A 26,241-nucleotide genomic window follows, 5' to 3' on the forward strand; every position below is an offset into this window, starting at 1 on the left:
CAGGCGTCAGACGTGGCAAGCTGTCCCCCGCCGTCCCCGACCGCGAAGGACCACGCGCATGCCCACACCCCAGGACCTGCACGGCGCACTCCGCCCCGGCCGCGAGGGCTGGGCGGCGGCGATGGCACGGCTGGTCGCGCCCGCGACCGCGCTCGCGGCACGCGGACCCGCGCACCAGCCGGCCACACCGTCCAGCAACGACCCCGGGGCTACCTGGTTCGAGCTGGTCACCCGGCCGTTGTGGGGCCTGGCCGCGCACGCCGCCGGTGGGGGCCGTGCATCCCGGCAGTGGGACGAGGTCCGGGCCGCGCTCACGGCCGCGGTCGACCCAGCGCATCGGTGGTACGTAGGCCCGCCGTTCGACCGCAACCAGCGGCTCGTCGAGTCGGCGGCGGTCGGCTACGCCCTCGCCGTCGCCCCGCACGAGGTATGGGACCCGCTCACGCCGACCCAGCGCGACCACCTCATGACCTGGCTGTCCACGGCCGCGGCCGCCGAGCCGGTCGACAACAACTGGCACTTCTTCCCGGTGCTGGCCGCCACGGGGATGCGTGCGGTCGGCGTCGCCGTCGACGAGGCGGCGGTCGCGGCGCACCTGGACCGCCTGGAGGAGTTCGCCACCGCCGACGGCTGGCACTTCGACGGCCACGGCCAGCAGCGCGACTACTACAACCCGTTCGGCTTCCACTACTACGGCCTGCAACTGCTGGGTCTCGGCGCGCTCGACGAGCAGCGCGCGCAGCGGGTACGCGAGCGCGCCACCGCCTTCGCGGCGCAGTTCCAGCACTGGTTCGCCGCCGACGGCTCCGCCCTGCCGTACGGCCGCAGCCTCGGCTACCGCTTCGCGCAGGGCGCGTTCTGGAGCACCCTGCCCGTCGCGGATCTCGCCGCCGTGCCCTGGGCGCACGCCCGCGGCCTGGCCGAACGACACCTGGCCTGGTGGTGGCAGCAGCCGATCCTCGACCGGGACGGGCTGCTCAGCGTCGGCTACCGCTACCCGAACACGGGTGTCGTCGAGCAGTACATCGGCGGCGGGTCGCCGTACTGGGGCACGAAGTTCTTCGCCGCCCTCGCCGTGCACGCCGAGCATCCCTTCTGGACTGCCGAGCCCGCGCCCGCCGACCGCCGCCCGCGGGTGGAGCTGCAGCCCGCGCCGTCGATGCTGGTCAGCCGCGACGCCGACGGAGACGTGACGGCGCTGTGCGGGCAGGAGGCCTACCCGTGGGCGCGCGGCGGCGCCGCGAAGGCGGCGAAGTTCGCGTACTCGACGCTGGCCGGGTTCAGCGTCCCGACCGGTGGCGCGGGCCTGGGACACGGGGCATATGACAGTGCGCTGGCGCTCAGCGAGGACGGGGTGCACTGGCGGGTCCGCGAGGGCGGCGACTGCGTGCTCGACGGCGACGCGCTGGTGCTCACCTGGCACCCGTGGCCGGATGTCACGGTGCGGACCACCCTGCGGTTCACCGACGACGGGCACCGGCGCACCCACGAGGTCGTCACCGGCCGGACGCTGCACACGGCCGAGACCGGCTTCTGCGTGCCGTGGACTGCCGCCGGGCATACGCCCGCGGGCGCGGTCGAGGCGGCGGGACGGGCTGAGGTCGACTCGGACGGCCTCGCGTCGGCCGTCGCCGACCAGGGCAGCAGCGTGCCCCGGGCCGGGCAGGTGCTGGTGCCGACGGCAGGCGGCAACGTGCTGTTCCCGCGCACCGCCCTGCCCATGCTGACCGCGGAGCTGGAACCCGGCGCGCACACCCTGACCTGCACCGCCGTGGTTCACCGCAGCTGAGCGGAGGAGACGGGCACATCCCCGCCTCCTGACGCGCACACCCGCGACAGACTCGATCGTCCGGGCGCGACGCCGGCCGCATAGGGTGGGCGACCATGACCGAGCCGACCTTCCTTCAGCACACCCGCGCCGCGTACGACACCTTCGCCGCGGAGTATGACGAGACCTTCCGCGACGAGCTGGCGGGCATCCCGATCGAACGGGCGATGCTGGCCGCGTACGCCGATCTCGTGCTGGCCGGCGGCGGCGGGGCGACCCTGGACGTCGGCTGCGGCACCGGACCCGGCACGGCACACCTGGCCGGCCTGGGCCTGGACGTGCGCGGCCTCGACCTGTCCCCCGGCATGCTCGCGCTGGCCCGCAGCCGGTACCCGCACCTGCGCTTCGACGAGGGCACGATGACGGCTCTCGACGTGGCCGACGGCTCGCTCGCCGGGATCAGCGCACAGTACTCCGTGATCCACATCCCGGACGAGGAGCTGCCGGCGGTGCTCGCCGGGTTCCGGCGTGCGCTCGCCCCCGGCGGGCACCTGCTGCTGATCTTCCAGAACCTCGACGAGCACCGCCTGCGCACCGAGGCGTTCGGGCACACGTTCACGCTGAACTACCACTTCCGCCCGGTCGATCGCATGGCGGAGTTCGTCACCGAGGCCGGTTTCGATGTGTTCGCCCAGGCCTCCCGCAAGGCGCAGACCGGTGAGCTGACGCCGCGCGGGATGCTGCTGGCACGGGCCTGCTAGCGTCGCCCGCTGATGAGCTCCTCGACCGACCGCCACGGCACCCTGCACACCCCCAGCCTGCACGTGCGCGTACCAGATGATCTTCCCGTGCTGCTCCGCAGCAACCGGCTCGCCTACGCCCTGCAGCTGACCCGGCGCAAGCTGCTGACCGTGCACCTGCCGGTCGCCGCCGTGCTGTCCCTGATCGCGATCCGGTCGTGGCGGCTGACGGTGATCCTGCTTGCCGCGGTCGCCTTGCACTACGTGGTGACGTGCTTCGACGAGGCTGCCAAAGCCCGTACGCCGCTGCTCGGCGCGGACGACCACGGCCTGTTCCTGCGGCCCAACGGCATCGCCCGCCCGGCCCTGCACCTGCCCTGGCCACACGTGAAGGAGCTGGCCGTGCAGCGATCCGGCGGCGTGTGGATGCTGTGTGTCACGCCACGCGACCCGGGCGAGGACAAGCGCGCCCAGGAGCGGGAGACGGCCGGGCGCTTCTACGGGTTCTGGCACATCGTGGGCTACCAGCGCACCGTACGCAGGCTGGGCACGAGCCTGTTCACGCCGATCGTGGGCAGCGACCCGGATCGGCTGCTCGCGGAGCTGAACGCCCTGCGCCCCAACAGGTAGCGGCTGTTCAACCCGCCGAGCCGGGGCTCACCCCATCGACGTGCGCGAAACCGCTACGGTGAGCGGGTCTCAAGGTCCGTCTTATCTGGAGGATGAGCGATGAGCGTCGACCCGGCGGCGGTGCCCCGGCCACGCGATCCGCAGGACGACGTCGCGCTCGACCGCCGGCTGGCTGATGCCGGGCCGGGTCAGCGGGTGGCCGTCCTCGTCGAGCACCTGGCACCGCGGGTCGCCACGGCGTCGCTGGACTGGATCGGCGTGCTGTCGGCCGCGGCGGCGCGGCACGAACTGACCATGGCCGAGGTTCGTACAGCGGCGACGGATCTCGCGTGGCTGGCGCGTGAGCACGGGCAGCGCTTCCCGGGTGGCGCCGACTGGGATGCGCTGCAGGGCGGCGCGTATCTCGACCGGCTCGTGCTCGCCTACGTGCACGGCCAGCGGCTGCGCTTCGATTTCAAGTTCGAGTCGCTGCAGTCGCGGTCGCATCACTGGCTCGCCGAGTTCGGCGGTGACGCGCTCATCCTCGGGCTGGCCGCGTTCGGGGCGCTGGGCTCCCGTTCAGGGCGCGGTCTGGACCTCTACCGGGAGGCGATCGCGTCGCCGGACGCCGACAGCAAGACCCGGCACGTCTGCATGCACGGCCTGTGGTTCGCCGACCATCTGCCGGACCAGGCCGAGCTGATGCTGGAGCTGTCCAACCAGTTGATGGCCACCGGCGCGCTGGACGCGAACGTGTTCTTCCGGCGCGCCTCCGCGCTGCGCAAGCTGGGCCGCTTCGAGCAGGCGCTGGACGAGGTGGACCGGGCCATCGCCATGCTCGGCCCGGGCCACAACGCGGTGCACCAGGACTACGTCCGCGAGCGCGAGCTGATCGTCCTCACCCGGCAGCTCCATGGATACGCGCAGGAACTCACCCGCGAGGTCGGCGCCACCGCCGCCGAGCAGGCCGAACGGCGGGTAAAGGAGGCCTCGGCGGCGCTGACCGAGAAGGTCGAGTCGGCCCAGCGGGTGGTCACGGAGGGCACGCTGAAGGTCGTCGAGATCCTGGGCCTGTTCGTGACGCTGGCGGGCTTCGTGATCGGCTCGGGCGCGGTGGTGGTGAAGGCGGGCACCTTCGGCGAACGGGCCGCCGCGATGGGCTTGGTGCTCGTGGGCTGTCTGCTCTTCTTCGGCCTGCTGCGGTTCGTCACGAACTTCCGCCGCCGTTAGCCCGGCAGGTGGCCTGGCTCACGCCCTGCCACCTGCCGGAATGCGGGAGCCGCCCCGCTCGGTTGAGTTACTTGCACGATGCAATCGACTCGATCGGGAGAGAACCGCCCATGCGTTACACCACCTTCGGCCGCAACAACGGCCTGCGCGTGTCCGAGTACGGACTCGGCACCGGCAACTTCGGCACCCGCTGGGGCGCGGGAGCCGAGCCCGCCGAGGCCCGCAAGATGTTCGACCGGTTCGCCGAGGCGGGCGGCACGCTGCTCGACACCGCCGACAACTACCAGGCGGGCCAGGCCGAGGAGCTGCTGGGCGAGTTCATGGGCGCCGAGCGCGACCGGTTCGTGGTGGCCGGCAAGTACGGCAACAACGGTGTCGGACCGCGCGACGTGACCAACACCGGCAACAGCCGCAAGCACCTGTTCCAGGCGGTGGAGGCCAGCCTGAAGCGCCTCGGCACCGACTACCTGGACGTCCTCTGGGCACACGCCCCGGACGACCTCACCCCGATCGAGGAGATCCTGCGCGGCTTCGACGACCTCGTCAGCGCCGGCAAGATCCGGTACGGCGCGCTGTCGAACTTCCCCGCCTGGCGGGTGTCGCGCGCGGTGACGCTGGCCGAACTGCGCGGCTGGTCCCCGGTCGTGGGCATCCAGGTCGAGTACAGCCTGGTCGACCGCACCGCCGAACGCGAGCTGCTGCCGATGGCGCAGTCGCTCGGCCTGGGCGCGGCGCTCTGGGGCCCGCTCGGCGGCGGCCTGCTGACCGGCAAGTACCGCAAGGGCGACGGCGGCCGGCTGTCCGACCTCAAGATCCTCGTGCACACCGAGGACAGCGCCCAGAAGACCGCCGTGGTCGACGCCGTCCTGGACGTCGCCACCGAACTGGGGGTGCCGGCCTCGCAGGTGGCCGTCGCCTGGATGCGGGAGAAGGGCGCCCGCGCCGCGACCGCGTACGTGCCGATCATCGGCCCGCGCAGCCTGGCGCAGCTCGACGACTACCTCGGCGCGCTGGAGGTGACCCTGACCCCGGCCCAGTTCGCCCGCCTGGAGGAGGTCAGCGCCGTCCGCCTGGGCACCCCGCACGAGCTGAACGCGTGGAACCTGGCCGGTATCCGCGGCGGTGACGCGAGCGCCGTCGACGCCCCGGCGATCCCGGTAGCGTGATCTCATGCGGCGGACCAGCTTCGAGGACCTGGAGTGCCCGATCGCGCGCAGCCTGGAGCACGTGGGCGAGTGGTGGAGCATTCTGATCATGCGCGACGCGTTCGACGGCTTCACCCGGTTCGACGAGTTCGAGCGCAGCCTCGCGATCGCCCCGAACATGCTGACCCGCCGCCTGAAGTCCCTGGTCGACGCCGGCCTGCTGGAGCGCCGGCGCTACCACGAACGCCCACCGCGCGACGAGTACGTGCTCACGGAGACCGGGCGCGCCCTGCGCCCGGTCATCCTGGCCCTCTACGCGTGGGGCAACCAGGACCTGGCTCCCGGCGACCGCAGCCTCGTCCTGGTGGACCGGGCCACCGGCCGCGAGGTGGAGCCGGTCCTGGTGGACCGGGCCACCGGCGTGCCGCTGTCCGACCTGGACATCGGCTTCGTCGCCGGGCCCGCCGCGACGGAGCCGTTCCGGGACCGGCTCGCCGACGCGGCCACCGCAGCGGGCAGGCCGGCACCGTGAAGGAGGTCGTGTGCGCCGGCGACAGCATCACCCGGGGGCTGGCCAGCGCCGACTACGTCAGTCTGCTGCGTGACCGGCTCGGGCCGGACGGGTACCGGTTCGTCAACGCCGGGGTCGACGGCAACCTCGCCTGGAACGTGCTCCAGCGCCTGGATGAGGTGATCGCGTGCCGGCCCGACGCGGTCACCCTGCTGGTCGGCACGAACGACGTCAACGCCACGTACGACGCGCGGTGGGCCCGGCATTACCGGCGACGGCAGCGCCTGCCGGCGACGCCGAGCCCGCAGTGGTATCGCCGGAACGTCGACGCGATCCTGGACCGGCTGCAGAACGGCACCTCGGCCCGGCTGGCCGTGATCGAGCTGCCACCACTGGGCGAGGACCTGTCGAGCACGATGAACCAGCGGGTGCGGGAGTACAACGCGGTGCTGCGGGAGGTCGCGGACGGGCGCGGGGTGCCCTGCCTGCCGCTGCACGAGCGCCTGGTCGCGCTGCTGCCGCCAGGGCACCGGCCGCCGCCGTACGAGGGCAGGCTCGGTCTGGCACTGCGGACCACGTTCCAGCACCTGGTGCTGCGCCGGTCCTGGAACGAGATCTCGGCCGCGAACGGCCTGACGCTGCTCACCGACCACATCCACCTCAACGACACGGCCGCCGCCGTCATCGCCGACCTGATCGGCGAGTGGCTGCGGACCTCGCCCCCGCGCCGGAATTAATCCATCATTGTAGATAAATTTACATCTACTGACTTCCATGCATCGCCGAGTGGGCCCGACGATGGTCCGGTCGCCCCCGGCAATGGAGGTCCCCCGTGTCCATCGCTTCCCGCTCCGCGGCCCGGCTCGCGTGGCCGCTGCGCTGCGCTCTCGTCGTCGCCATGCTCGTCGGCGCGCTGTTCGTGCCCGCGGCCGCCGCCCCCGCCGAAGCCGCCGTCTACAACTCCTGCACCATGGCCCGCTGCGCCGACGCCCGCGCGGCACGCTCCGGCTGGTCCGCCAAGGGCTTTCCGACCACCGCAGGCTGGTACGCCTGGAGCAACGGGCTCTACAACTACACCGGCGGCCGGTTCTACAACCGCGAGGCGCAGTTGCCGTCCGGCGCCACCTACTACGAGTACGACGTGTACCCGCGCAACCGCGGCGCGGCCCGCGACGCCTACCGCATCGTGGTCAACCGCAGCACGGGCGTGACCTGGTTCTCGCCGAACCACTACACCGACTTCTACCGCCTGTGAACCCGCCGCAGGGGGCGGCGACGCCGCACCGCGACGCCGGCCCCCTGCCCCGGTGGCTGGCGGTCACCGCAGCTCCCCCACCCGACGACACCTCGGTGATCGACGGACGCGCCTGCCGCACCAGGTCCGGCCTGTTCGCCGAGTTCGCCCGCGCGCTGCGGTTCCCGGACCACTTCGGACACAACTGGGACGCGCTCGCCGACTGCCTGCGCGACGTCGCCGGCGGCCCCGGGCCGACAGTGAGCGTCGGCCACGCCGAAGATCTGCTGACCGACGCACCCGAGCTGACGGCAATCCTGCTGGAGGTCCTCGGCGCCATCGCGGTCGACACCACGCCCGGCGTCGCGGTCACGCTCCATGTGCCCGGCGCGGACCTGGGCCGCTGCACCGCCGCCACAGCGGTGCTCCTGCCGGACGGTTCCCCCGCGTAGGGGCCGCGTATCAGGAGCCCCGCTGTCCGCTCTTCGGCGGCCCGGCAGCCTGCGAACTCGGTAAAATCGGGACGTTCACCCCCTCGTCAGGTGAGGAGAGGGCGCGTGAAGAAGAGCGTCACGTTCAAGAGCAACGGGCTCGACGTCAAGGGCGACCTCTACGTGCCCGACGACTACCAGGCGGGGCAGAAACTGCCGGCGATCGTGGTCAGCCACCCGTTCGGCGGGGTCAAGGAGCAGACCGCGGGCCTGTACGCGCAGAAGCTGTGCATGAAGGGCAACATCACGCTCGCCTTCGACGCCTCCTACCAGGGCGAGAGCGCGGGCGAGCCGCGTTTCCTGGAGGACCCGTTCGCCCGTGCCGAGGACATCCGCAGCGCCGTCAGCTACCTGACCACCGTCGACGAGGTCGACCCGGCGCGCATCGGCGCGCTGGGCATCTGCGCGTCCGGCGGCTACGTGCCCTACACCGCGGCCACCGACCACCGCATCAAGGCGGTCGCCACGGTCAGCGCGGCCGACATGGGCTCGCTGTTCCGTGACGGGCTCGGCGGCAACGGCGACGCGGAGCTGCGCAAGGGGCTGCTGGAGGCCGCCGCGCAGGACCGCACCGACCAGGCCCACGGCAAACCGGCCCGCCTGGAGCACATCGTCCCGGACACCCCGGCCGAGGTCACCGAGGACACCCCGACGCTGTACGCCGAGGGCACCGACTACTACCGCACGCCCCGCGCCCAGCACCCGAACGCGAAGAACTGGTACGTCGTCTCCGGCATCGACCGGATCATGGCGTACGGCTCCTACGACCACGTGGACCTGATCTCGCCCCGGCCGCTGCTGATGATCGCCGGCACCAAGGCGGACACGAAGTACTTCAGCGAGCAGGCGTACGCCCAGGCCAAGGAGCCCAAGGAGCTATACCTGATCGACGGGGCGACGCACATCGACCTCTACGACAAGCCCGAGTACGTGACCCCGGCCGTGGAGCGCCTCGACGCGTTCTTCGACAAGTACCTGGCGCCCGCCTAGGCCGCCTCGGCCATGGTGCGGCCGGTCTCCAGCAGGGTCTTCAGGTCCGACAGCAGGTGCGGCCAGCCCTGGCTGACCATGCCGGGCAGCGCGCTGCCGGGCGCGAACCCGTCGTGCACGACGGTGAGCTTGACCAGGTCCCCGTCCTGCTCCAGATCGAAGGTCACCTTCGAGCGCTGCTCGGCCGCGAGCTGCTGCCGCAGGTCCTCGCCCAGGTCGACGGACTTCGCGAACTCGGGCGTGAAGGTGTGCCAGGTGTAGGCCAGCCGCCGGTAGGGCTCCGCCTCCAGCACGACCTGCGCCGGGTCGGCCATCACCACGCCCAGCCGCTCCCAGGTCATGGCTGAGCCGACCTGCCAGTCGGTGTCGAAGGTGACCTGCCAGTACCGGCTGGTGAACGCCGGGTCGGTCAGCGCCTGCCACAGCTGCTGCGGCGTGGTCCGGATGTAGGTCGTGTAGACGAACTCGTCCATGTGCTGCTGCTCCAATGCCGTCTTGAGGTCCGCGAGGGCGTGCACCCGCCCGCGGTGGTAGCGGTCGATCCAGCGGTCGGCGATGGCGTTGATCGGCTCGGCGTTGAGGTGGTGCAGCTTCTCCCTGCCCCGCCACACGGTGGTGACCAGGTTGGCCTCCTCCAGCACCGCGAGGTGCTTGCTCACCGACTGCCGGGCCATGTCCAGCCCCGCGCACAGCTCGCGCAGGGTCTGCCCGTTGCGGGCGTTGAGGCTGTCCAGCAGGGCGCGGCGGCTCGGGTCCGCCAGCGCCTTGAAAACGTCGTCCATCGCCGTCCCTACATGCAGCCGCTCGGCTGCATGTCCCACCATAGGCAGCCGAGCGGCTGCATGTCAAACCCGCCACTTCGGCACACTCCGCCCGCGCGCTCGCTCTAGCGGCGGTCATGAATACGTGGTAGGAATTCTCCACACATTGATGTCCATGTTGAGATTTCCTTCACACCCCGGAGGCTGGTTTGAGAAGGGTCATAGCAGGTGCAGCCGTGCTGGCGGCCGCGATATCCGTCGCGGTCGCCGGTTCGTCGCTGGTGACCGCGACGACATGGGCCAAGCCCGCCGACGCGGTCACCGAAGGCAGCCGGATCGTCGACTACCGCGGGTATCGCGTGGCCGTGCCCGCCTCGTGGCAGGTCGTCGACCTGGGCGCCGAGCCCCGGGCGTGTGTCCGGTTCGACCGGCCGACGGTCTACCTGGGACACCCCGGCGACCAGTCCTCCTGCCCCGCCGATCTCGTCGGGCGCACCGCGGCGCTGGTCATCGAGCCGCTCGACGCCGTGTCCGCGAGCCGCCTCGCCCCGCAGACCGCCGTCACCGCAACCGGCGCGGCGGTCGCGGCCGGGGCCGTGTCCCGCGACGACGCGATCCAGGTCGCCGTACGCGGCGCGGGCGTGCTGGTCACCGCGGCGCACACCCCCGACAACGAGTCCCTCGTCCGCCGGATCCTCGCCTCCGCGAGCCTGGGCCGCGACGCCAAGCCGTCGTCCGACAGCCTGCTCACCACCGCGACGGCGACCGGGGCCGCCACCGCCGCGGCGCCGCTGGCGGCGGCCGGGCCGCAGCCGGGCGTGTACACCGGCAAGGGCTTCGACACCTGCGCCGCCCCGTCCCAGTCGACCATGAACGCCTGGCGCAACAGCTCGCCATACCGGGCCGTCGGCATCTACATCAGCGGCGCGAGCCGGTCGTGCTCCCAGCCGAACCTGACCGCAAACTGGGTGACCAACCAGACCAACAACGGCTGGCGGCTCATCTCCATCGAGCTGGGCCGGCAGGCCCCCTGCGGCACCCGGCTGCCGAAGATGTCCGCCGACCCCGCCACCGCGCGTTCCCAGGGCGTCACGGCCGCCAACAGTGCAGTGAGCGCCGCGCAGGCGCTGGGCATCCCCGCCGGCAGCGCGATCTACAACGACATCGAGCAGTATCCGTCGAACGCCTCGTGCAAGGCTGCCGTCCTGTCGTTCCTGTCCGGCTGGACGGAGCAGCTGCACGTGCGCGGGTACCTGTCCGGCATGTACTCCAGCGGGTCCTCCGGCGTGACCGACGTCTGCAGCGCCTACCACGACTCCAACTACACCCGGCTCGACCACCTCTGGATCGCGTGGTGGAACGGCGTGGCCGACACCGACGCCGGCCCGTACTGCGACGCGTCCTACTACACCAACCACCGGCGGCTGCACCAGTACGTCGGCGAGGTGCTGGAGACCTGGGGCGGGGTGCAGATCAACATCGACCGCAACTACCTCGACGTGTCGACGAGCGTCTCGGAGCCACCGCCGACGTCGTGGAGCGCCGTCGTGGACAACACGACCGCGGGCGGTTTCACCGCCAGCGCGAACTGGGGCTCCTCGGCGTTCTCCGCCCAGCGCTATGGCACCGACTACCGCTTCGCCGACCCGGTCGCGGCCAGCGACCCGGCCTGGTACCGGGTGACCATCCCGGAGACCGCGTCGTACGAGGTCGCGGTCTGGTATCCGGCGAACGCCGGCTACAACGACGCGACCCCGTTCATCGTGGCCACCACCGGTGGCAACCAGACGGTGACCGTGAACCAGCGCGTCAACGGCGGACAATGGATCTCGCTGGGCGTCTTCACCCTCGCCGCCGGCACCGGCGACAAGGTCGGCGTGAGCCGGTGGACCACCGGCACCGGCTACGTCATCGCCGACGCCGTGCGCTTCACCCGCGTCTAGCAAGCCGTCCCGGGGACCCGGTTGCGCGCACGGGTCCCCGGAACGGCAGGTCGGGGCAGGCCGCGACTCAGGCCGTCACGCCGACGGCGGGCGACAGGAAGCCCCTGCCCAGATTGCGGGCCTGCGCGACGGCCCCGGTCAGGGCCGCCTCGCGCTGGTGCGGGGTGATGTCCATCGGCTGGGCGTGGATGAACCGCACGTCCGTTATGCCGACAAACCCGAAGACCGTCCGCAGGTACGGCTCCTGGAAGTCGTACGAGTGCAGGTACGTCCCCGCGGAGTAGTCCGCGCCACGGGAGGTCACGCAGACCATCCTCTTCCCGTTGACCATCGGCACGACCTGGCCGGTCTCGTCGTACCGGAACAGGTATCCGGGCTGCACGATGCAGTCGATGTAGTACTTCAGCGCGTACGGCACGCCGAAGTTCCACATCGGTGCGGTGATCAGGTAGGCGTCGGCGGAGACGAAGTGCTCGATCAGAGACTCGACCTGCCGCCACGACTCGGCGTGGTCGCGGTCGATGGGCCTGCCCACCATCAGCGCGTACTTCGCCTCGATGTTGTCGCCCGCCATCGCGGGCAGGTCCTGGCGGTAGAGGTCGACGACGTCGACGGTGACATCGCCGGACTGCTCTCGGACACCCTGCAGAAAGGACTCGGAAACACGAAGCGAATGGGATTCGGAACCACGGGGACTGGCGATGACGTGCAGAATGCGCATGGCGTTCCCTCAGCACTCGAAGTGAAGGACAATCTAGCGACAGCCTGCCCGGACATTGCCGATGTGTCGGAAGTCGGCGACCATTCGAGTGATTCGCGCCGACCGACGCGAATTCCCTTCACCATAGACTCCGCTCCTATCCGGGCAGTCCCGATCCGACCGCCGGGGCGGACGGCCAGAGCCATGCCCGCCACGACCATCGAGGAGCGCACCAGTGCAGACTGTCTTCGCCGGGCCGTTCCACGTCCACTACGGGCAGTATTCGCTGTTCGATGGCGACCACGACGCCGGCCCGGAATGGGAGTCGCTCGAAGCGGGTGGTGTCGGCGTGATCGGGATCGAGGCGGGAAGCGCGCTGCTGCTGACGAAACGGCATACCGGTGATGTGGCACTGACGGTGGCGTACGCCGAGGCCGAGCCGGCGCTGGACGAGTCGTACGACGACGTCGTGGAGATCGACTTCGTGGCCGAAGCGCAGTCGTTGCGCCTGACGACATGGCACGAGGAGGAGTTCGAGCTGCCAGACCTGCCCGCCGGGCCGGGCAACTACCGGCTGCGCTACCACGGCCGGCAGACCGGGGACCTGGCACCGGAACCGGCCGGCATGGACGAGATCGTCGACGAGTACCTACTGCAGATCTGGCCCGCGATGCCCAGCCCGTCCCGCGTGGTCAGGTCCACGTCGGGTTGGCTGGATCGCTGGCTGACCGTGAGCTGACCATGATCTGGGACCGACCCTGCACCTCCACGACGTGATGCTGCCCTGCCCGTTCGTGGGCCGCGGGTCACCGCACGCCGCACGACGTAGGGTTGGCCCGAGATCACCATGGAGAGGTACCCGACATGAGCAGTTTCCTGGTCACCGGTTCCGCGGACGGCATCGGCCTGCACACCGCACGCGAGCTGCTGGCGCTCGGGCACCGGGTGGTGCTGCATGCCCGCAACGAGCAGCGGGCCGCGCAGACCCGCGACACCGTGCCGGACGCGGCAGCGGTGCTGGTCGGCGACGTGTCGTCACTGGCGCAGACCAGGTCCCTGGCCGCCGCGGCGAACGAGCACGGGCCCTACGACGCGGTCATCCACAACGTCGGCGCGGGCTCGGCGGCCCGGCGGGAGGTCACCGAGGACGGCATCGAGCGCATCTTCGCGGTCAACGTGCTCACGCCGTACCTGCTGACGGCCTTGATGCCGTTGCCGCAGCGGCTGGTGTACCTGACCTCCGGGCTGGAGGCGGCCGGCCGCGCCGACTTCGACGACCTGCAGTTCGAGCGCAAAGCCTGGGACGGGATGCGGGCCTACAGCGACTCGAAGATGCACGACGTGCTGCTGGCGTTCGCGGTGGCGCGACTGTACCCGGCCGTGCTCAGCAATGCCGTCGACCCGGGCTGGATCAAGACCCGGATGGGCGGCCCGAACGCCACCGACTCGCTCGCCGACGGGGCCGAGACACAGGTGTGGCTGGCCACCGCGGAGCTCGCCGAGGTCGGCTTCAGCGGCCACTACTTCAAGCGCCGGCAGGACCTGCGCGCCAATGCGGCCGCCTACGACATCGCCGCCCAGGATCGCCTCCTGGCCGCCTGCGCCGAACTCACCGGCGAGAAGCTCCCCGCCTGACCCCGCCGCGCTCCCGCAGTTTCGGGGAAAGCGCACGCCGGCCGCTCCGGGTTCCTGCGGTTTCGGCGAACCTGCGGGAACCGGAGCGGCGCGTGATCACTGCCAGGGTTCGACGCCCACGTCGACGGTGTGGCCGGTGCGGGCGGACTCGTCGATGGCAAGGCTGATCAGGTGGTCCTGGCAGGCCTGTGCCAGCGGGTAGGGGGCTTCGGCCGCGCCGCGCGCCCACCGGCCGGTCGACTCCAGGATGGTCGCGATCGCGATCTCCTCGTCGGACAGCCGTACGCCCGCGTAGGGGTTGATGTAGACCACCGAGCCGTCGAAGCTGATGTGGTCCAGGTCGAAGCCTTCGAGGTTGAGGTCGCGGCCGGTCTGGCGGCGGCGCAGCTCCGACTCGACGATCGTCCGGGTGCCCTGCAGCCGCACCACCCGGTCGTCGACCAGCTCGCCGAGGCTGCCCCGGACCAGGATGCGCCGGGTGCGCAGCTGGTTCCACCACTGGTTGTCGGTGAAGTCGTACAGCCCGCTCCGGCCGCCGAAGTCGATGGTGGCCAGGGTGTTCACGGCGGGCTTCGGGGTGGCGTCGTCGCGCCAGCCGGCCGGGCTCATCGGGTCGGCCAGCGGAGCGGTGAAGGTGCGGGCGTGCACGCTCGCCGGGCCCATGCCGACCTCCAGCATGCCGCGCAGCATCGACACCGCGTGGTAGCCGTGCGTGGACGACACCTGGGCCGAGGTCGGCTCGCCGATGACGCCGGAGCGCAGCACCGCCAGCCGGGCCGCGTGGTCGGGCAGCAGCAGGTACTGCTCGGCGACCTGGACCTTCTCGGCCTTGCCGACCTGTCCCCAGAGCTTGCGCAGCCCGTCGAGGTCGGGCGCGGGCGGGGTCTCCGACAGCACCGGCAGACCGCGTTCCACCAGCGTCTCGACCAGGCCGGGGTTCACGCCCCACGGCACCGAGGTGATGACGTACTCGGGGTCACCGGTGCGCAGCAGCTCGTCGAGGTCCTGGGTGACGGGCAGCCGCCAGCGCCCGGCCACCTCGGCGGCGGCCTCGACGGAGCGGGTCATCACGCCGGTAACCGTGAAGCGCTCGGGCATCAGCTCGGCCAGTTTGAAGAAGAACTGCGCACGCCAGCCGCGCCCGACGACGGCATACCTGATCGGGTTGTGAGTCACCGGCAAACCGTAGCCCGCCCGGGAGCAACGCGGAACAGACCTCAGACGCACAGGCAGGCTGATCCTCGGAGTGCCGGGCGGCCGGGCGCATGACACACCATGCTCCGCCCAGCCGCCCGGCACACTCGGCGGTCGCCGCAGCGGCACGGCGCGCGACGACCTCCGGGACGGCCGTCGCCAGACCCCACCGACGGGCACGGACGACGGCCTGGCACGCCCACGGCCTTCTCCCCCGGCCGGACGGGCGCACGTCCGCACACCGGCACGCGCGCGCCGTGGCACCGGCGGCGGCATGCCGATCAATCGTTAAGAAACTTTCTTAAAGACGTTTCGAGTCAACCACCGGCGCTGATCCAAGTCAAGGCATCTGTCAATGAACACCGGCCCCGTTGGCGCGCGGGTGCGGCCGTGACGCATCATCGAAGGCCACATGGGCGTGGAGGGGAGGTCAGGCGTGCGGATCCTGCTGGTCGAGGACGACCTGCGCGTCGCCACGGCGATGAGCGCCGCGCTGACCCGCCGCGGGTACGACGTCGAGCACGCCGCCACCGCCGCCGCGGCCCTGTCCGCCGCGCCCTGCGACCTGGTGCTGCTCGACCTGTCCCTGCCCGACGGCGACGGCCTCGACGTGTGCCGCACCCTGCGTAGTCGCAGCCCCCAGCTGGGCATCATCGCGGTCACCGCCCGCGGCGAGGAGCGCGACCGGGTGGTCGGGCTGCGCGTCGGCGCGGACGACTACGTGGTCAAGCCGTTCTCGATGGTCGAGCTGCAGGCGCGCATCGAGGCGGTACTGCGGCGGGCGGCGTACGCCTCCCCCGAGCTGATGGTGATCGTCGCCGGGCGGGTGCGCATCGACGTGCCCGCCCGCGCCGTCAGCGTCGACGGCAACGACGTCGCGCTGACCCGCAAGGAGTTCGACATCCTGCTGTCGCTGGCCCGCCACCCCGGCCTGGTCATCACCCGCGACCGCATCCTGCTCGACGCCTGGCAGACCACCTGGGTCGCCCGGCACACCGTCGAGGTGCACGTCGGCTCGCTGCGCGGCAAGCTCGGCGACCCGCGCCTCATCGAGTCGGTGCGCGGCGTCGGCTACCGGCTGCGCAGCGAGTAGCCGTGCGCCGACGCCTGGCCGCCAGCTACCTCCTGCTGATGACGCTGGTCCTGCTCGCCCTGGAGATCCCGCTGGCCCTCACCCTGGCCAGCCGCGAGTCCGACCTGGTCCGCGCCGACCGGCTCGCCGACGCGACCCGCTTCGCCGCACTGGCCCGCCCCGGCCTGCGCACCGACACCGTCGGCACGGTGCGCGACGAGCTGACCCGCTACGACGAGCTGTACGGCATCGGCGCGGCCGTGCTCGACCGCGACCGGCACACCTTCGTCCGCTCGCTGAGCTACCACCTCGAACCCGCCCGGAGCGAGGCGGCCGTGCGCGCCGCGCTGGCCGGGCAGCAGTACAGCTCGGCCGAGTCGGTCCTGCCCTGGACCGGTGAGCCGATCGTGGTCGCCGTGCCGGTCAACGACAACGGCGAGGTGCTCGGCATGGTGGTCATCGTGTCGCCCGCCGACCGGGTCCGGGACGCGGTCACGTTCTGGTGGCTGGCGCTGGGCGGCATCGGCCTGCTCGCCGCGCTGGCCTGCGTGCTCACCGCGCGCAGCCTGGCCAACTGGGTGCTGCGCCCGGTTACCGTGCTCGACGCGATGACCCACGAGGTCGCCGCCGGCGACGGCAACACGCGCATCTCCGACCAGGCCGGGCCGCCCGAACTGCGCCGGCTCACGCGCAGCTTCAACGACATGGCGTACGCCGTGGCCGACGCGATGGAACGCCAGCGCGCCTTCGTCGCCCACGCCAGCCACCAGTTGCGCAACCCGCTCACCGCGCTGCGGCTGCGCGTCGAGGAACTCGGGCCGAGCCTGGCCGACGACGACGGCCGCAGTGAGCACCGGCTCGCCCTGGAGGAGACCGACCGCCTCGCCACCGTGCTCGACGGTCTGCTGACCCTGGCCCGCGCCGAACGCGGCCGGCACCAGCTGGTCACCATCGACGCGGTCGCGGTCGCCGAGTCCCGGGTCGCGGCGTGGGAGCCGCTGGCCCGTCACCACGCCACCACGCTGACGCTGACCGTCGGGCTGCCGGTGGCGCTGGTGCAGGTCGTGCCGACCGCCCTCGACCAGACGCTCGACGCGCTGATCGACAACGCGGTGAAGTTCAGCGGTCCAGGTGGCCGGGTCGAGGTGGAGGTGCGCGCCGCCGACGAAGGGATCGCGGTGCATGTGCGCGACGACGGCCCCGGCATGACCGACGCCCAGCTCGACCAGGCCACCGAGCGGTTCTGGCGGGCCCCGGACGCGCAGAACATCGACGGCTCCGGCCTGGGCCTGACCATCGCGGCCGTGCTCGTCGACGCGTCCGGCGGCAGGCTCGCGATGACCCATGCCGACCAGCGCGGCCTGGACGCCCGCGTCTGGCTACGCGGCCTGGATGCCCCGGCCTAAGGCTTGATCGACTGGTAGTAGCGGGCCGCGCCCGGGTGCAGGGGCAGCGGCGCGGTCGCGATGGCCGACTGCGGGTTGAGCCGCCCGGCGGCCGGATGGGCGACGCCGAGTTCGTCGCGGTACTGCATGAGCAGGCGGGTCAGCTCGTAGACCAGGTCGTCGGGCATGTTCTCGCTGACGACGAGGTAGTTCGGGTCGGCGACGGTGCTGATCGGGTCGAGGCCGTACACCGAGAACGGGATGTCGCGACTGACGTAAACCTCGCTGTAGCGCACGCGCAGCGGCTCGGTCCACTCGCCGAGTTCGACCAGCCGTATCGGCATCGCGTCGACCAGCTGCTCCACCGCTTTCACCGGCGGGCCGCCGGAGAAGAAGAACGCGTCGATCTCGCCCTTGCTCAGCGCTTCGGCCGACGCGTCCAGGCCGAGTTCGCTGACCTTCACCTGGTCGCCGGCCAGGTCGGCGACGTCGAGCAGGCGGTTCGCCGTGATCGCGGTGCCGGAGCCGGGTGCGCCGACCGAGACGGTGCGGCCGCGCAGGTCGGCGAGGCGGCGCACCGGGCCGTCGGCGCGTGTCACGAGGTGGAGCAGGTCGTCGTAGACGCGGGCCACGGCGCGGACCTGGTTGCCGGTGGTGGGCAGGATGTCGGCCTGGGTGAAGCCGAGCTGCACCCGCCCGCCGCCGACGAGCTTGACGTTCTCCGCCGAGGCCGTGGTCACCAGGACGTTCGCGTGCACGTGTGGCAGCTCGCGGTTGATGATCGCCGCGTACGCCTGCCCGAAGACGTAGTAGACGCCGGTGCGGCTGCCGGTCGCGATGTCGAGGCGTACCGGCTCGGGCTTGGGCTCGGTGCACGCGGCCATGCCGAGCAGGACCGCCACGACCAGCGCGGCGGCCGACGGCACTCGCACACGGACCACGGCGCAGAACCTACCCGACGCGCCCCGCATACCGCCGTGGCGCGCACCGCGGCCACGTCCGTCTCGGCCCGGGGAATCGCCCCGACGAGCCGCGTCAGTCGCCGTCACCGGCCAGGTCCCGGGCCTTGGCCTCCTGCTCGGCGTCGAAGCCGGAGATGCCGGTGTCACGGAACTGCTCGGCCTGGTCGTTGATCCAGCGGGTGTGTGCCTCCCAGGCCGACTGGCGGGTCATGCCCAGCGCGGCGCCGATCTGCGCCCAGGACGCCCCGGCGCTGCGCGCGCCGCGCACCGACAGCTGCCGGCCGTAACCGGCCTTCCGGATGATCAGCTCCCCGAGCGCCAGCAGTTGGAGTGATTCATCGGCGCTGAGGCCCGCCTCGCCGAGGGCCTCGCGCATGCGCAGATCGTTGAAGCGGGTGACGGCCGTCTGGAGGGTGTGCTCGCGTTCGAGCTCGTCAGGGGTGGTCATGCCGTCAGGCTAGCCTGACAGCGGGCCGACCGGCCCGCCTTTATGCCGAGAGCTGAGCCGACGACCGGCGACCGCCCCGGCTCGCGCGCGAATCGACCCCACCAGACGCGCATCGCAATGCCCACAAAACGACCATGGCCCGATGCTTGATCCGTTTTTGTGGACGCTGGTTGTCCCTATAGGGGCGTCCAGCGTCCACAAAAACGGATCAAGGACCAGACCGGGAGCGCGGCGACCGGCATGAATGACGCATATCCGGACCGATGTCGAGTCGACCACACCGTGGTCGGGCGTCAGGGTGCCAGGCGGGCCGGGACGAGGAGCGCGGCGCTCAGTGCAGGATGCCCGCGCCGTACAGGACGCGGTGGGCGCTGTCGGCGGGGATGCTGACCAGCAGGCTCCCCGCCTGCCGGGACAGGCTGGCCTGCGCGCCGAGCAGGTGTGCGCCACGGACCAGGATCGTGGCCAGGTCCTGGTCGGTGACGCGTACGCCGAGGATGTGTTTGCGCATGTGGCGGCCCGCGGCCAGCAGCACGCCGCGCCAGGCCGCACCGGCCAGCCGCAGCCGGTCGGCGTGCGCCGGCGCCGAGCCGCCGACCAGGGCAGTGCTCAGCACCGCCGCGCGTCCCTGCCGCCAGGCGCCGTCGCTGATGTCGAGGTACGCCGCGCGGTGCTCGCCGGGCACGCTGACCCGGTGCAGCAGGTAGCGGCGGCGCAGGCCGGCCTCGGCGGTCTCGTGGGCGTACGGCAGGTCCAGCGCCCGCATCAGCTGCCCCATGCGGCGGGCGGCGTGCTCGGCGCTGAACTCGACCGTTCCGGCCGGCGTGGCCGGGCGACGCGGATGGCCCACCCGCACTCCCCCGTCCGGCGTCAGCGACGTCGCCCGCACCAGACAGGCCAGCTCGAACGCGTCCGCCAGCCGGGAACGGTCGAGCCGGGCGGCCGGCTCGCACGCGGCGGCGGCGGGCAGCAGTTCGAGGGTGGACCACATGGCAAGCTCCCGTCGTCAACGTCGTGGTGCGGATGGTGTACCCACAGTGACGGGGGCTCGCGCCCGCGCGGAACCTTCCCGGCGCAGCCTTGAGGAAAACTTGCGCAACGACACCGTCCGCAAGTTTTGAAGAGTCGCGGCCTCGGGCAGCTCTCAAGGCCGCGACTCTTCAAGATTTGCCGCAGGTGGGGCCGGTCAGGCGGGTGGCGGTGCGGCGGCTGAGCCGTCGCGGGGTGGCATACGCCCGACCACGAGGCGGTTCAGCGCCCACAGCGCGACACCGCCGAGTAGCAGCCAGAATGCCAGCAGGTAGATGCCGCCTTCGCGGACGAACGGAAGCAGGAACACCGCCGAGACGATCGCGCCGAGCACCGGGACGGCGGTCGGCGCACGGAAGTGCCGGTGCGGGACGTGGTCCCGGCGCAGCACCAGGGCCGCGATGTTGACCAGCAGGAACACGGCGGTCAGCAGCAGCACGGTGGTGTCGGACAGGTCGGTCAGGTCGCTGACGGTCGCCATCAGCAGGATCGACAGCGCGGTGGTGAACGCGATCGCGATCCACGGCGTGCGTTTCACCGACAGCACCGCGAACGGCCGCGGCAGCACGTCGCGCCGGGCCATGCCGTACAGCAGGCGAGAAGCCATCAGCATGTTGATCAGCATGGTGTTGGAGACCGCGACCATCGACACGGCGGAGAAGATCTCCGAGACGGGCAGGTCGGGCGCGCCGATCTTGACCACCTCCAGCAGCGGCCCGCTCGACGTGGTGAGCACGTCCAGCGGCACCACCATGGCCGCGGTAAAGGCGACCAGCAGGTAGACGACGGCAGCGGCGAGCAGGCCCGTGATCATGGCGGGCGGGAAGTCGCGCGACGGCTCCTTGGTCTCCTCGGCCAGGTTCACCGAGTCCTCGAAGCCCAGGAAGGCGTAGAAGGCGGTGGCCGCGCCGGCCATCACCCCGGTGACGACGCCGAAGCCCTGCCCGGAGAAGGTGAACGCGGCGGCCGGGTCGCCCGAGCCCTTGGCCAGCACGCTGGCCCCGACGCCGATGACGAACAGCAATCCGGCCAGTTCGACACAGGTGATGGCGATGTTGACCTTGATGGATTCGGACACGCCCCAGAAGTTCACGGCCGCGACCAGCAGGATCGCCACCGTGCCGATCAGGATCGTGGGCGGGTTCTCCACCCCGGTCAGGCCGCTGAAGTAGCGCCCGCCGACGCGGGTCGCCGCGAAGCTCGCCGAGGTCACCCCCGAGGCCATGATCGCGAAGGTGACCAGGAAGCTCAGAAACTTGATCTTGTATGCCCGGTCGCAGTACAGCGCACCGCCGGCGGCCTGGGGGTACTTCGTGACCAGCTCCATGTACGCGAACGCGGTGAGGAACGCCAGCGCGAACGCGACCAGGAACGCCGCCCAGATCGCGCCGCCGACCTCCGCGCCGACCTGCCCGGTCAGCGAGTAGATGCCCGCGCCCAGGATGTCGCCCAGGATGAAGAAGATCAGCATCGGCCGGGTGATCACCCGGCGCAGCTCGTGGGGGTCGTCGCGCGGCGGATGCGGCGCGGGGACCGAAACGTCGGCGGTCATCGGCTGCCTCCCGGGACCGAGCGGCCACCGGAGGGGTGCCCGCTGTCTACATCCTCCCCCGTTCCCGCCCGCCGGATGATCAAAACGCCGGGCGCGGTCAGGGCAGTTCGGCGAAGCGCTCCACCCGGTCCACCGGCCCGGCGACCACGATGATGTCGCCGTACTGCAACACGGTCGTCGCGTCGGCGTAGGTGAACTCGGTGCCGGGCGTCTTCACGCAGACGATGGTGACCCCGTGCTTGCGCCGCAGCCTCGTCTCACCGAGCGGCACGCCCACGTACTCGTGCGGCGGACGGGTCTTGACCAGCGCGAAGTTGGAGTCGATCTCCATGTAGTCGAGCATCCGGCCCGACACCAGGTGCGCCACCCGCTCGCCCATGTCGTGCTCGGGCAGCACGATGTGGCCCGCCCCGATGCGCTCCAGGATGCGGCCGTGCTGCCGGCTGACCGCCTTCGCCCAGATGTCGGCCACCTCGAGTTCCACCAGCAGCGACGTGGCCAGGATGCTGGCCTCCAGGTCGGAGCCGATGGCCACCACCGCCCGGCCGAACTCGGCGACGCCGAGCTGGCGCAGCGCCTCCAGATCGGTGGCGTCGGCGGTCACCACGTGGGTGAGCTCCCCGGCCAGGCTCTGCACGACCTTGGGCCGGTGGTCGATGGCCAGCACCTCGGTGCCGCGGCGCATCAGCTCCACGGCCAGCGAGCTGCCGAACCTGCCCAGTCCGATGACGACGACCGGGTCGTTGCCGCTTTCAGCCGACAAGGGGACGCTCCTCGGGTAGCTCGTAATGGCGGGTCTTGGCGCGCAGTGCCAGCGCCGTGCCCAGGGTCAGCGGGCCGACCCGGCCCACGAACATCAGCATCGCGAGCAGTCCGTGGCTGACCGCGTCGAGCTCGGCGGTGATGCCGGTGGACACCCCGACCGTCGCGAACGCCGAGATGACCTCGAACAGCAACTGGTCCAGGGGGTGCGGGTTGAGGACCAGCAGCAGGTACGTCGAGGCGGCCACGATGCCCACGCCGACCAGCGCGATGGTGAGTGCCTGCCGGTGCAGCTGCTCGGGGATGCGGCGGCGGCCGACGTTCACCGACGGCTCGCCGCGCAGCTCCGCCCAGATCACGTAGGCCAGCAGACCGAACGTGGTGACCTTGATGCCGCCGGCGGTGCCCGCGCTGCCGCCGCCGATGAACATGAGCACGTCGTACGCCAGCCAACTGGACGGGTACATCGCCGCGATGTCGATGGAGTTGAAACCGCCGCTGCGCGGCATCACCGCGCCGAAGAAGGCGTTGAGCAGCTGGTCCGCACCGGACATGTCGCCCAGCGTGCGCGGATTGCGCCCTTCCGTGGCCAGCAGCAGCACCGTGCCGCCGACCAGCAGCACCGCGCTGAGGGTGAGCGTGAGGCGGGTGAGCACCGACCAGCGGCTCGGCCGCCGCCAGGAGTGGCGCAGCTCGAACAGCACCGGGAAGCCCAGCCCGCCGACGATCACACCGACCGCCAGGGTCAGGCAGATCCACGGGTCGGTGTTGAACCTGACCACGCTGTCGGGCCACAGCGCGAACCCGGCATTGTTGAAAGCGGAGATCGAGTGGAACACGCCCAGGTAGACCGACCGCCCGAACGACTCGCCGTAGGCGAGCAGGAACCGGCCCGCCAGGACGATCGCGAGGATCGACTCCGTGACCAGGCTGAGCAGCACCACGTTGCGCACCACCCGGCGCAGGTCGGTCATCTGCAGCGTCCTGGTCTCGGCCTGCACCAGCATCCGGGCCCGCAGCCCCATCCGGCCGGACAGCGCGACCGCGAACAGCGTCGCCATGGTCATGATCCCCAGGCCGCCGGCCTGTATCAGCGCCATGATGATGAGCTCGCCGGCGACGGACCAGTGCGTCTCGCTGTCGACCAGGATCAGGCCGGTCAGGCAGACCGCGGAGGTGGCCGTGAACAGGGCGTCCAGAAACCGGGCGGGCTCGCCGGACTCGGTCGCTATCGGCAGCGACAGCAGACCGGTGCCGATCAGCGCCGCGGCCGCGAAACCGCCGACGATCACCTGCGTCGGGTGGTGGAACTGATCGAGCACGACCGTCGACACACTCCTGCGCACGCCGCGACCATACCAATGTCCTGATCCGCAGGCAGCCCGCGTCGTGAGCGCCCAGCCCGCCCGCCTCCGGTGCGAGGACCGCCGTTCGGAGGGTGCCCGCCGTTAACGTTGCCGTGCCAAGGTATGCGGCATGCGTGATGTGGACGTCCTCGTCATCGGATCCGGTCCCGGCGGCCAGAAGGCCGCCATCGCGGCCGCCAAGCTGGGCCGGCGGGTGGCCATGGTGGAACGCGGCGACATGATCGGCGGGGTCAGCGCCAACACCGGCACCATCCCGTCGAAGACCCTGCGCGAAGCCGTCGTCTACCTCACCGGCCTGAGCCAGCGCGAGCTGTACGGGCAGAGCTACCGGCTCAAGGAGGACATCACCGTCGCGGACCTGACCGCCCGCACCGAACACGTGATCAGCCGCGAGGTCGACGTGGTACGCGGCCAGCTGGCCCGCAACGGCGTGCGGCTGCACGCCGGCACGGCCCGGTTCACCGACCCGCACACGGTGCACGTGACCGGCGAGCGCGGCCGCGACTTCTCGGTCACCGCCGACAACATCGTCATCGCCGCGGGCAGCCGCCCGGCGCGCCCGGCCACGGTCGAGTTCGACGACCTGACCATCATCGACTCCGACGGCATCCTCAAACTCGACCGGGTGCCGCGCTCGATGGTGGTGGTCGGCGCGGGCGTGATCGGCATCGAGTACGCCTCGATGTTCGCCGCGCTGGGCACCAAGGTCACCGTGGTCGAGCGCCGCAGCCGCATGCTGGACTTCTGTGACCTGGAGGTCGTCGAGGCGCTCAAGTACCACCTGCGCGACCTGGCCGTGACGTTCCGGTTCAGCGAGGCCGTCGCCGCCGTCGAGAAGCACCCCAAGGGTGCGATCGCGGTGCTGGAGAGCGGCAAGACGATCGCCGCGGACACCGTCATGTACTCGGCCGGGCGGCAGGGCATGGGAGACGCCCTGGCGCTGGAGGCGGCGGGGCTGGCCGCCGACGACCGCGGGCGCATCACGGTGGACGAGAACTTCCGCACCACGGTGCCGCACATCTACGCCGTCGGCGACATCATCGGCTTCCCGGCGCTGGCCGCCACCTCGATGGAGCAGGGGCGGCTGGCCGCCCACCACGCCTGCGGGCAGCCGCTCGGCCCGATCTCGGCGCTGCAGCCGATCGGGATCTACACCATCCCCGAGATCAGCTACGTGGGCCGCACCGAGGACGAGCTGACCGACCAGCGGGTGCCGTTCGAAGTCGGCGTGTCCCGCTACCGCGAGCTGGCCCGCGGTCAGATCATCGGCGACACGCACGGCATGCTGAAGATCCTGGTGTCGTCGGAGGACCGCAAGCTGCTCGGCGTGCACGTGTTCGGCACCGGCGCGACCGAGCTGCTCCACATCGGGCAGTCGGTGATGGGCTGCGGCGGCACCGTGGACTACCTGGTCGAGGCGGTGTTCAACTACCCCACCCTGGCCGAGTCGTACAAGGTGGCGGCGCTGGACGCGACCAACAAGATGCGGCACATCGCGAGCCTGCGAGACTGAACCTGGTGGACACCAGGACGGCGCCGGCCACGGACGCCACGACACACCGACGGCTGCCCTTTTCACGCCGGGGCCGCAGCGCCCTCGGTCGTCCGCGAGGGCTGGTGCCGGCGGCGCTGTCCGTGCTCGTCGCGTGCCTGCTGGCGCTGCATGCCGCCGTGCCGAACACGTTCGGACGCCTGGGCAGCCTCCTGGAGACGTTCCTGCCCTGGCTGGGCCTGGCCGTCCCGCCGCTGCTCGGGGCCGCGTTGCTGCGCCGCTCGGCCCTGGCCCTGCTCGCGTCGGCGCTGGCCGTGGCCGCCTGGCTCGGCCTGTTCGCCGGGGTGCTGGCCCCGCCCGCCGAGCAGCCGTACGACCTCACCGTGGTGCAGCACAACGTCGACGACGAGAACCCGGATCCGGCGGGCACGGTGCGGGCGCTGACCTCGGTGTCGCCCGACCTCATCGCACTGGAGGAGGTCACGGACCAGGCCATGGCCGCATACGCGGCGGCGCTGGGCCCCGCCTACCCGCACGCGGCGGTGCGGGGCACGGTCGGGCTGTGGTCGAGGTTCCCGCTCACCGACGTGCGGGTGGTCGACATCCGGCCGCCCGCCATCGTGGACGACTGGAGCCGGGGCTTGCGGGCCACCGTGCAGCTGCCGCAGGGCGACGTCGCTGTGTACGTGGCCCACCTGCCCTCGCTACGCCTGGGCTGGACCGACGGGTTCGGCTCGGCGCGGCGCGACGACAGCGCGGCGAAGCTCGGCGCGGCGCTGGCCGCCGAACCGCAGGAGCGGTTGCTGCTGCTGGGCGACCTCAACGGCACCGTGGACGATCGCGGACTGGACCCGGTCCTCTCGCAGCTGTCCTCGGACCGGTCCGACTTCGCGTTCAGCTGGCCCGCGCAGGCTCCGCTGGCCCGCATCGACCACGTGCTCGCCCGCGCGGCCGCCGCCACCCGCGTCTGGTCGCTGCCCCGCACCGGCAGCGACCACCTGCCCGTGGCCGCCCGCATCAGGTTCTGAGGGACCGCGAAGCGCCACATACGCTCTCGCCAGGCCGCGTCTTGGGAGAGGATGGAGGGCGCGGAACCTGGAGTCGATCACGAATCCGGCACGGCTTCTCGATCACTAGGACACCGCCGCCCCGGGCGTGCGCACCCGTGCCCGGCGTGGTGGGGTATGCGGTGGAAGGGACGCACCGGGGCGGCCGCAAACA

26 protein-coding genes are annotated in these 26,241 nt (G+C 71.5%); 17 read left to right on the forward strand and 9 right to left on the reverse strand.

Annotated features, from left to right (window positions below; genetic code table 11):
- Positions 1-58 precede the first annotated feature (58 nt).
- The 10 genes from F9C41_RS04450 to F9C41_RS04495 all read left to right on the forward strand — a co-directional run bounded on the left by F9C41_RS04450 (position 59) and on the right by F9C41_RS04495 (position 8,718).
- Entirely contained in the window at positions 59-1,789 is a 1,731-nt protein-coding gene (locus tag F9C41_RS04450) for a DUF2264 domain-containing protein (RefSeq protein WP_155385263.1), read from the forward strand.
- A gap of 95 nt (positions 1,790-1,884) precedes the next feature.
- Positions 1,885-2,529 carry a class I SAM-dependent DNA methyltransferase gene (locus F9C41_RS04455; RefSeq protein WP_155385264.1) on the forward strand — a complete coding sequence of 215 codons (645 nt, stop codon included), beginning with the start codon at positions 1,885-1,887 and terminating at the stop codon, positions 2,527-2,529.
- A 12-nt stretch (positions 2,530-2,541) separates the two neighbouring features.
- Positions 2,542-3,138 (forward strand): hypothetical protein, encoded by a 597-nt coding sequence (locus F9C41_RS04460; RefSeq protein ID WP_155385265.1) that lies wholly within the window; start codon positions 2,542-2,544, stop codon positions 3,136-3,138.
- A gap of 99 nt (positions 3,139-3,237) precedes the next feature.
- Positions 3,238-4,347 carry a tetratricopeptide repeat protein gene (locus F9C41_RS04465; RefSeq protein WP_155385266.1) on the forward strand — a complete coding sequence of 370 codons (1,110 nt, stop codon included), beginning with the start codon at positions 3,238-3,240 and terminating at the stop codon, positions 4,345-4,347.
- Positions 4,348-4,457: 110 nt separating this feature from the next.
- Positions 4,458-5,513, forward strand: a complete 1,056-nt coding sequence (locus F9C41_RS04470) for an aldo/keto reductase (protein ID WP_155385267.1) — start codon at positions 4,458-4,460, stop codon at positions 5,511-5,513.
- A gap of 4 nt (positions 5,514-5,517) precedes the next feature.
- Positions 5,518-6,024, forward strand: a complete 507-nt coding sequence (locus F9C41_RS04475) for a winged helix-turn-helix transcriptional regulator (RefSeq protein ID WP_155385268.1) — start codon at positions 5,518-5,520, stop codon at positions 6,022-6,024.
- On the forward strand, positions 6,021-6,740 hold the full coding sequence (locus tag F9C41_RS04480; protein ID WP_155385269.1) for an SGNH/GDSL hydrolase family protein: 720 nt from the start codon (positions 6,021-6,023) through the stop codon (positions 6,738-6,740). Before F9C41_RS04475 ends, F9C41_RS04480 begins: the two co-directional genes overlap by 4 nt.
- A 161-nt stretch (positions 6,741-6,901) precedes the next feature.
- Positions 6,902-7,258: a ribonuclease domain-containing protein gene (locus F9C41_RS04485; protein ID WP_155385454.1), complete on the forward strand. Its 357-nt coding sequence runs from the start codon at positions 6,902-6,904 to the stop codon at positions 7,256-7,258.
- Positions 7,255-7,689 carry a barstar family protein gene (locus tag F9C41_RS04490; RefSeq protein ID WP_230689285.1) on the forward strand — a complete coding sequence of 145 codons (435 nt, stop codon included), beginning with the start codon at positions 7,255-7,257 and terminating at the stop codon, positions 7,687-7,689. Before F9C41_RS04485 ends, F9C41_RS04490 begins: the two co-directional genes overlap by 4 nt.
- 105 nt (positions 7,690-7,794) lie before the next feature.
- The gene (locus F9C41_RS04495; protein WP_155385270.1) at positions 7,795-8,718 is read left to right on the forward strand and encodes an alpha/beta hydrolase; all 924 of its coding nucleotides are present in this window, start codon (positions 7,795-7,797) and stop codon (positions 8,716-8,718) included.
- On the opposite strand, the gene F9C41_RS04500 is transcribed toward F9C41_RS04495, so the two are convergent.
- Positions 8,715-9,500: an ArsR/SmtB family transcription factor gene (locus tag F9C41_RS04500; protein WP_155385271.1), complete on the reverse strand. Its 786-nt coding sequence runs from the start codon at positions 9,498-9,500 to the stop codon at positions 8,715-8,717. The two genes, F9C41_RS04495 and F9C41_RS04500, sit on opposite strands and share 4 nt — an antisense overlap.
- Positions 9,501-9,715: 215 nt before the next feature.
- Between F9C41_RS04500 and F9C41_RS04505 the strand changes: the two genes are divergently transcribed.
- Complete coding sequence (locus F9C41_RS04505) at positions 9,716-11,422, forward strand: glycoside hydrolase domain-containing protein (RefSeq protein ID WP_330164735.1); 1,707 nt, start codon at positions 9,716-9,718, stop codon at positions 11,420-11,422.
- Positions 11,423-11,489: 67 nt separating this feature from the next.
- Here F9C41_RS04505 and F9C41_RS04510 read toward each other — a convergent pair whose 3' ends face one another.
- Positions 11,490-12,143, reverse strand: a complete 654-nt coding sequence (locus tag F9C41_RS04510) for an FMN-dependent NADH-azoreductase (RefSeq protein WP_155385272.1) — start codon at positions 12,141-12,143, stop codon at positions 11,490-11,492.
- A gap of 214 nt (positions 12,144-12,357) precedes the next feature.
- Between F9C41_RS04510 and F9C41_RS04515 the strand changes: the two genes are divergently transcribed.
- Together F9C41_RS04515 and F9C41_RS04520 are read left to right on the forward strand one after the other, a co-directional pair.
- A complete protein-coding gene (locus tag F9C41_RS04515; protein WP_155385273.1) occupies positions 12,358-12,861 on the forward strand; it encodes a hypothetical protein in 504 nt (167 codons plus the stop codon).
- Positions 12,862-12,986: 125 nt separating this feature from the next.
- Positions 12,987-13,757, forward strand: coding sequence for an SDR family NAD(P)-dependent oxidoreductase (locus F9C41_RS04520; protein WP_155385274.1), 771 nt, complete (start codon positions 12,987-12,989; stop codon positions 13,755-13,757).
- A gap of 96 nt (positions 13,758-13,853) precedes the next feature.
- Here F9C41_RS04520 and F9C41_RS04525 read toward each other — a convergent pair whose 3' ends face one another.
- Entirely contained in the window at positions 13,854-14,933 is a 1,080-nt protein-coding gene (locus F9C41_RS04525) for a Gfo/Idh/MocA family protein (RefSeq protein WP_230689286.1), read from the reverse strand.
- Positions 14,934-15,363: 430 nt separating this feature from the next.
- Between F9C41_RS04525 and F9C41_RS04530 the strand changes: the two genes are divergently transcribed.
- Together F9C41_RS04530 and F9C41_RS04535 are read left to right on the forward strand one after the other, a co-directional pair.
- Positions 15,364-16,044 (forward strand): response regulator transcription factor, encoded by a 681-nt coding sequence (locus tag F9C41_RS04530; RefSeq protein ID WP_196279612.1) that lies wholly within the window; start codon positions 15,364-15,366, stop codon positions 16,042-16,044.
- Positions 16,045-16,046: 2 nt separating this feature from the next.
- Positions 16,047-17,429 (forward strand): sensor histidine kinase, encoded by a 1,383-nt coding sequence (locus tag F9C41_RS04535; protein ID WP_155385277.1) that lies wholly within the window; start codon positions 16,047-16,049, stop codon positions 17,427-17,429.
- Here F9C41_RS04535 and F9C41_RS04540 read toward each other — a convergent pair.
- From F9C41_RS04540 to F9C41_RS04565, 6 genes are all read right to left on the reverse strand, one after another.
- The gene (locus F9C41_RS04540) at positions 17,426-18,379 is read right to left on the reverse strand and encodes a TAXI family TRAP transporter solute-binding subunit (RefSeq protein ID WP_155385278.1); all 954 of its coding nucleotides are present in this window, start codon (positions 18,377-18,379) and stop codon (positions 17,426-17,428) included. The genes F9C41_RS04535 and F9C41_RS04540 overlap by 4 nt on opposite strands.
- Positions 18,380-18,443: 64 nt before the next feature.
- The gene (locus F9C41_RS04545) at positions 18,444-18,818 is read right to left on the reverse strand and encodes a hypothetical protein (protein ID WP_155385279.1); all 375 of its coding nucleotides are present in this window, start codon (positions 18,816-18,818) and stop codon (positions 18,444-18,446) included.
- 331 nt (positions 18,819-19,149) lie between these two features.
- The gene (locus tag F9C41_RS04550) at positions 19,150-19,809 is read right to left on the reverse strand and encodes a hypothetical protein (RefSeq protein WP_230689287.1); all 660 of its coding nucleotides are present in this window, start codon (positions 19,807-19,809) and stop codon (positions 19,150-19,152) included.
- Between the two features lie 195 nt (positions 19,810-20,004).
- Positions 20,005-21,399, reverse strand: coding sequence for an APC family permease (locus F9C41_RS04555; RefSeq protein ID WP_155385280.1), 1,395 nt, complete (start codon positions 21,397-21,399; stop codon positions 20,005-20,007).
- A gap of 97 nt (positions 21,400-21,496) precedes the next feature.
- The gene (locus F9C41_RS04560) at positions 21,497-22,162 is read right to left on the reverse strand and encodes a potassium channel family protein (RefSeq protein WP_230689288.1); all 666 of its coding nucleotides are present in this window, start codon (positions 22,160-22,162) and stop codon (positions 21,497-21,499) included.
- On the reverse strand, positions 22,152-23,507 hold the full coding sequence (locus F9C41_RS04565) for a TrkH family potassium uptake protein (RefSeq protein WP_230689289.1): 1,356 nt from the start codon (positions 23,505-23,507) through the stop codon (positions 22,152-22,154). Before F9C41_RS04565 ends, F9C41_RS04560 begins: the two co-directional genes overlap by 11 nt.
- Before the next feature lie 130 nt (positions 23,508-23,637).
- Here F9C41_RS04565 and sthA point away from each other — a divergent pair, with 130 nt between their 5' ends.
- Together sthA and F9C41_RS04575 are read left to right on the forward strand one after the other, a co-directional pair.
- Positions 23,638-25,041, forward strand: coding sequence for a Si-specific NAD(P)(+) transhydrogenase (gene sthA, locus F9C41_RS04570; RefSeq protein ID WP_155385281.1), 1,404 nt, complete (start codon positions 23,638-23,640; stop codon positions 25,039-25,041).
- 53 nt (positions 25,042-25,094) lie between these two features.
- The gene (locus F9C41_RS04575) at positions 25,095-26,048 is read left to right on the forward strand and encodes an endonuclease/exonuclease/phosphatase family protein (protein ID WP_407924666.1); all 954 of its coding nucleotides are present in this window, start codon (positions 25,095-25,097) and stop codon (positions 26,046-26,048) included.
- Positions 26,049-26,241: the final 193 nt, after the last annotated feature.

The organism is Catellatospora paridis (assembly GCF_009720365.1).
Lineage (GTDB): Bacteria > Actinomycetota > Actinomycetes > Mycobacteriales > Micromonosporaceae > Catellatospora > Catellatospora paridis.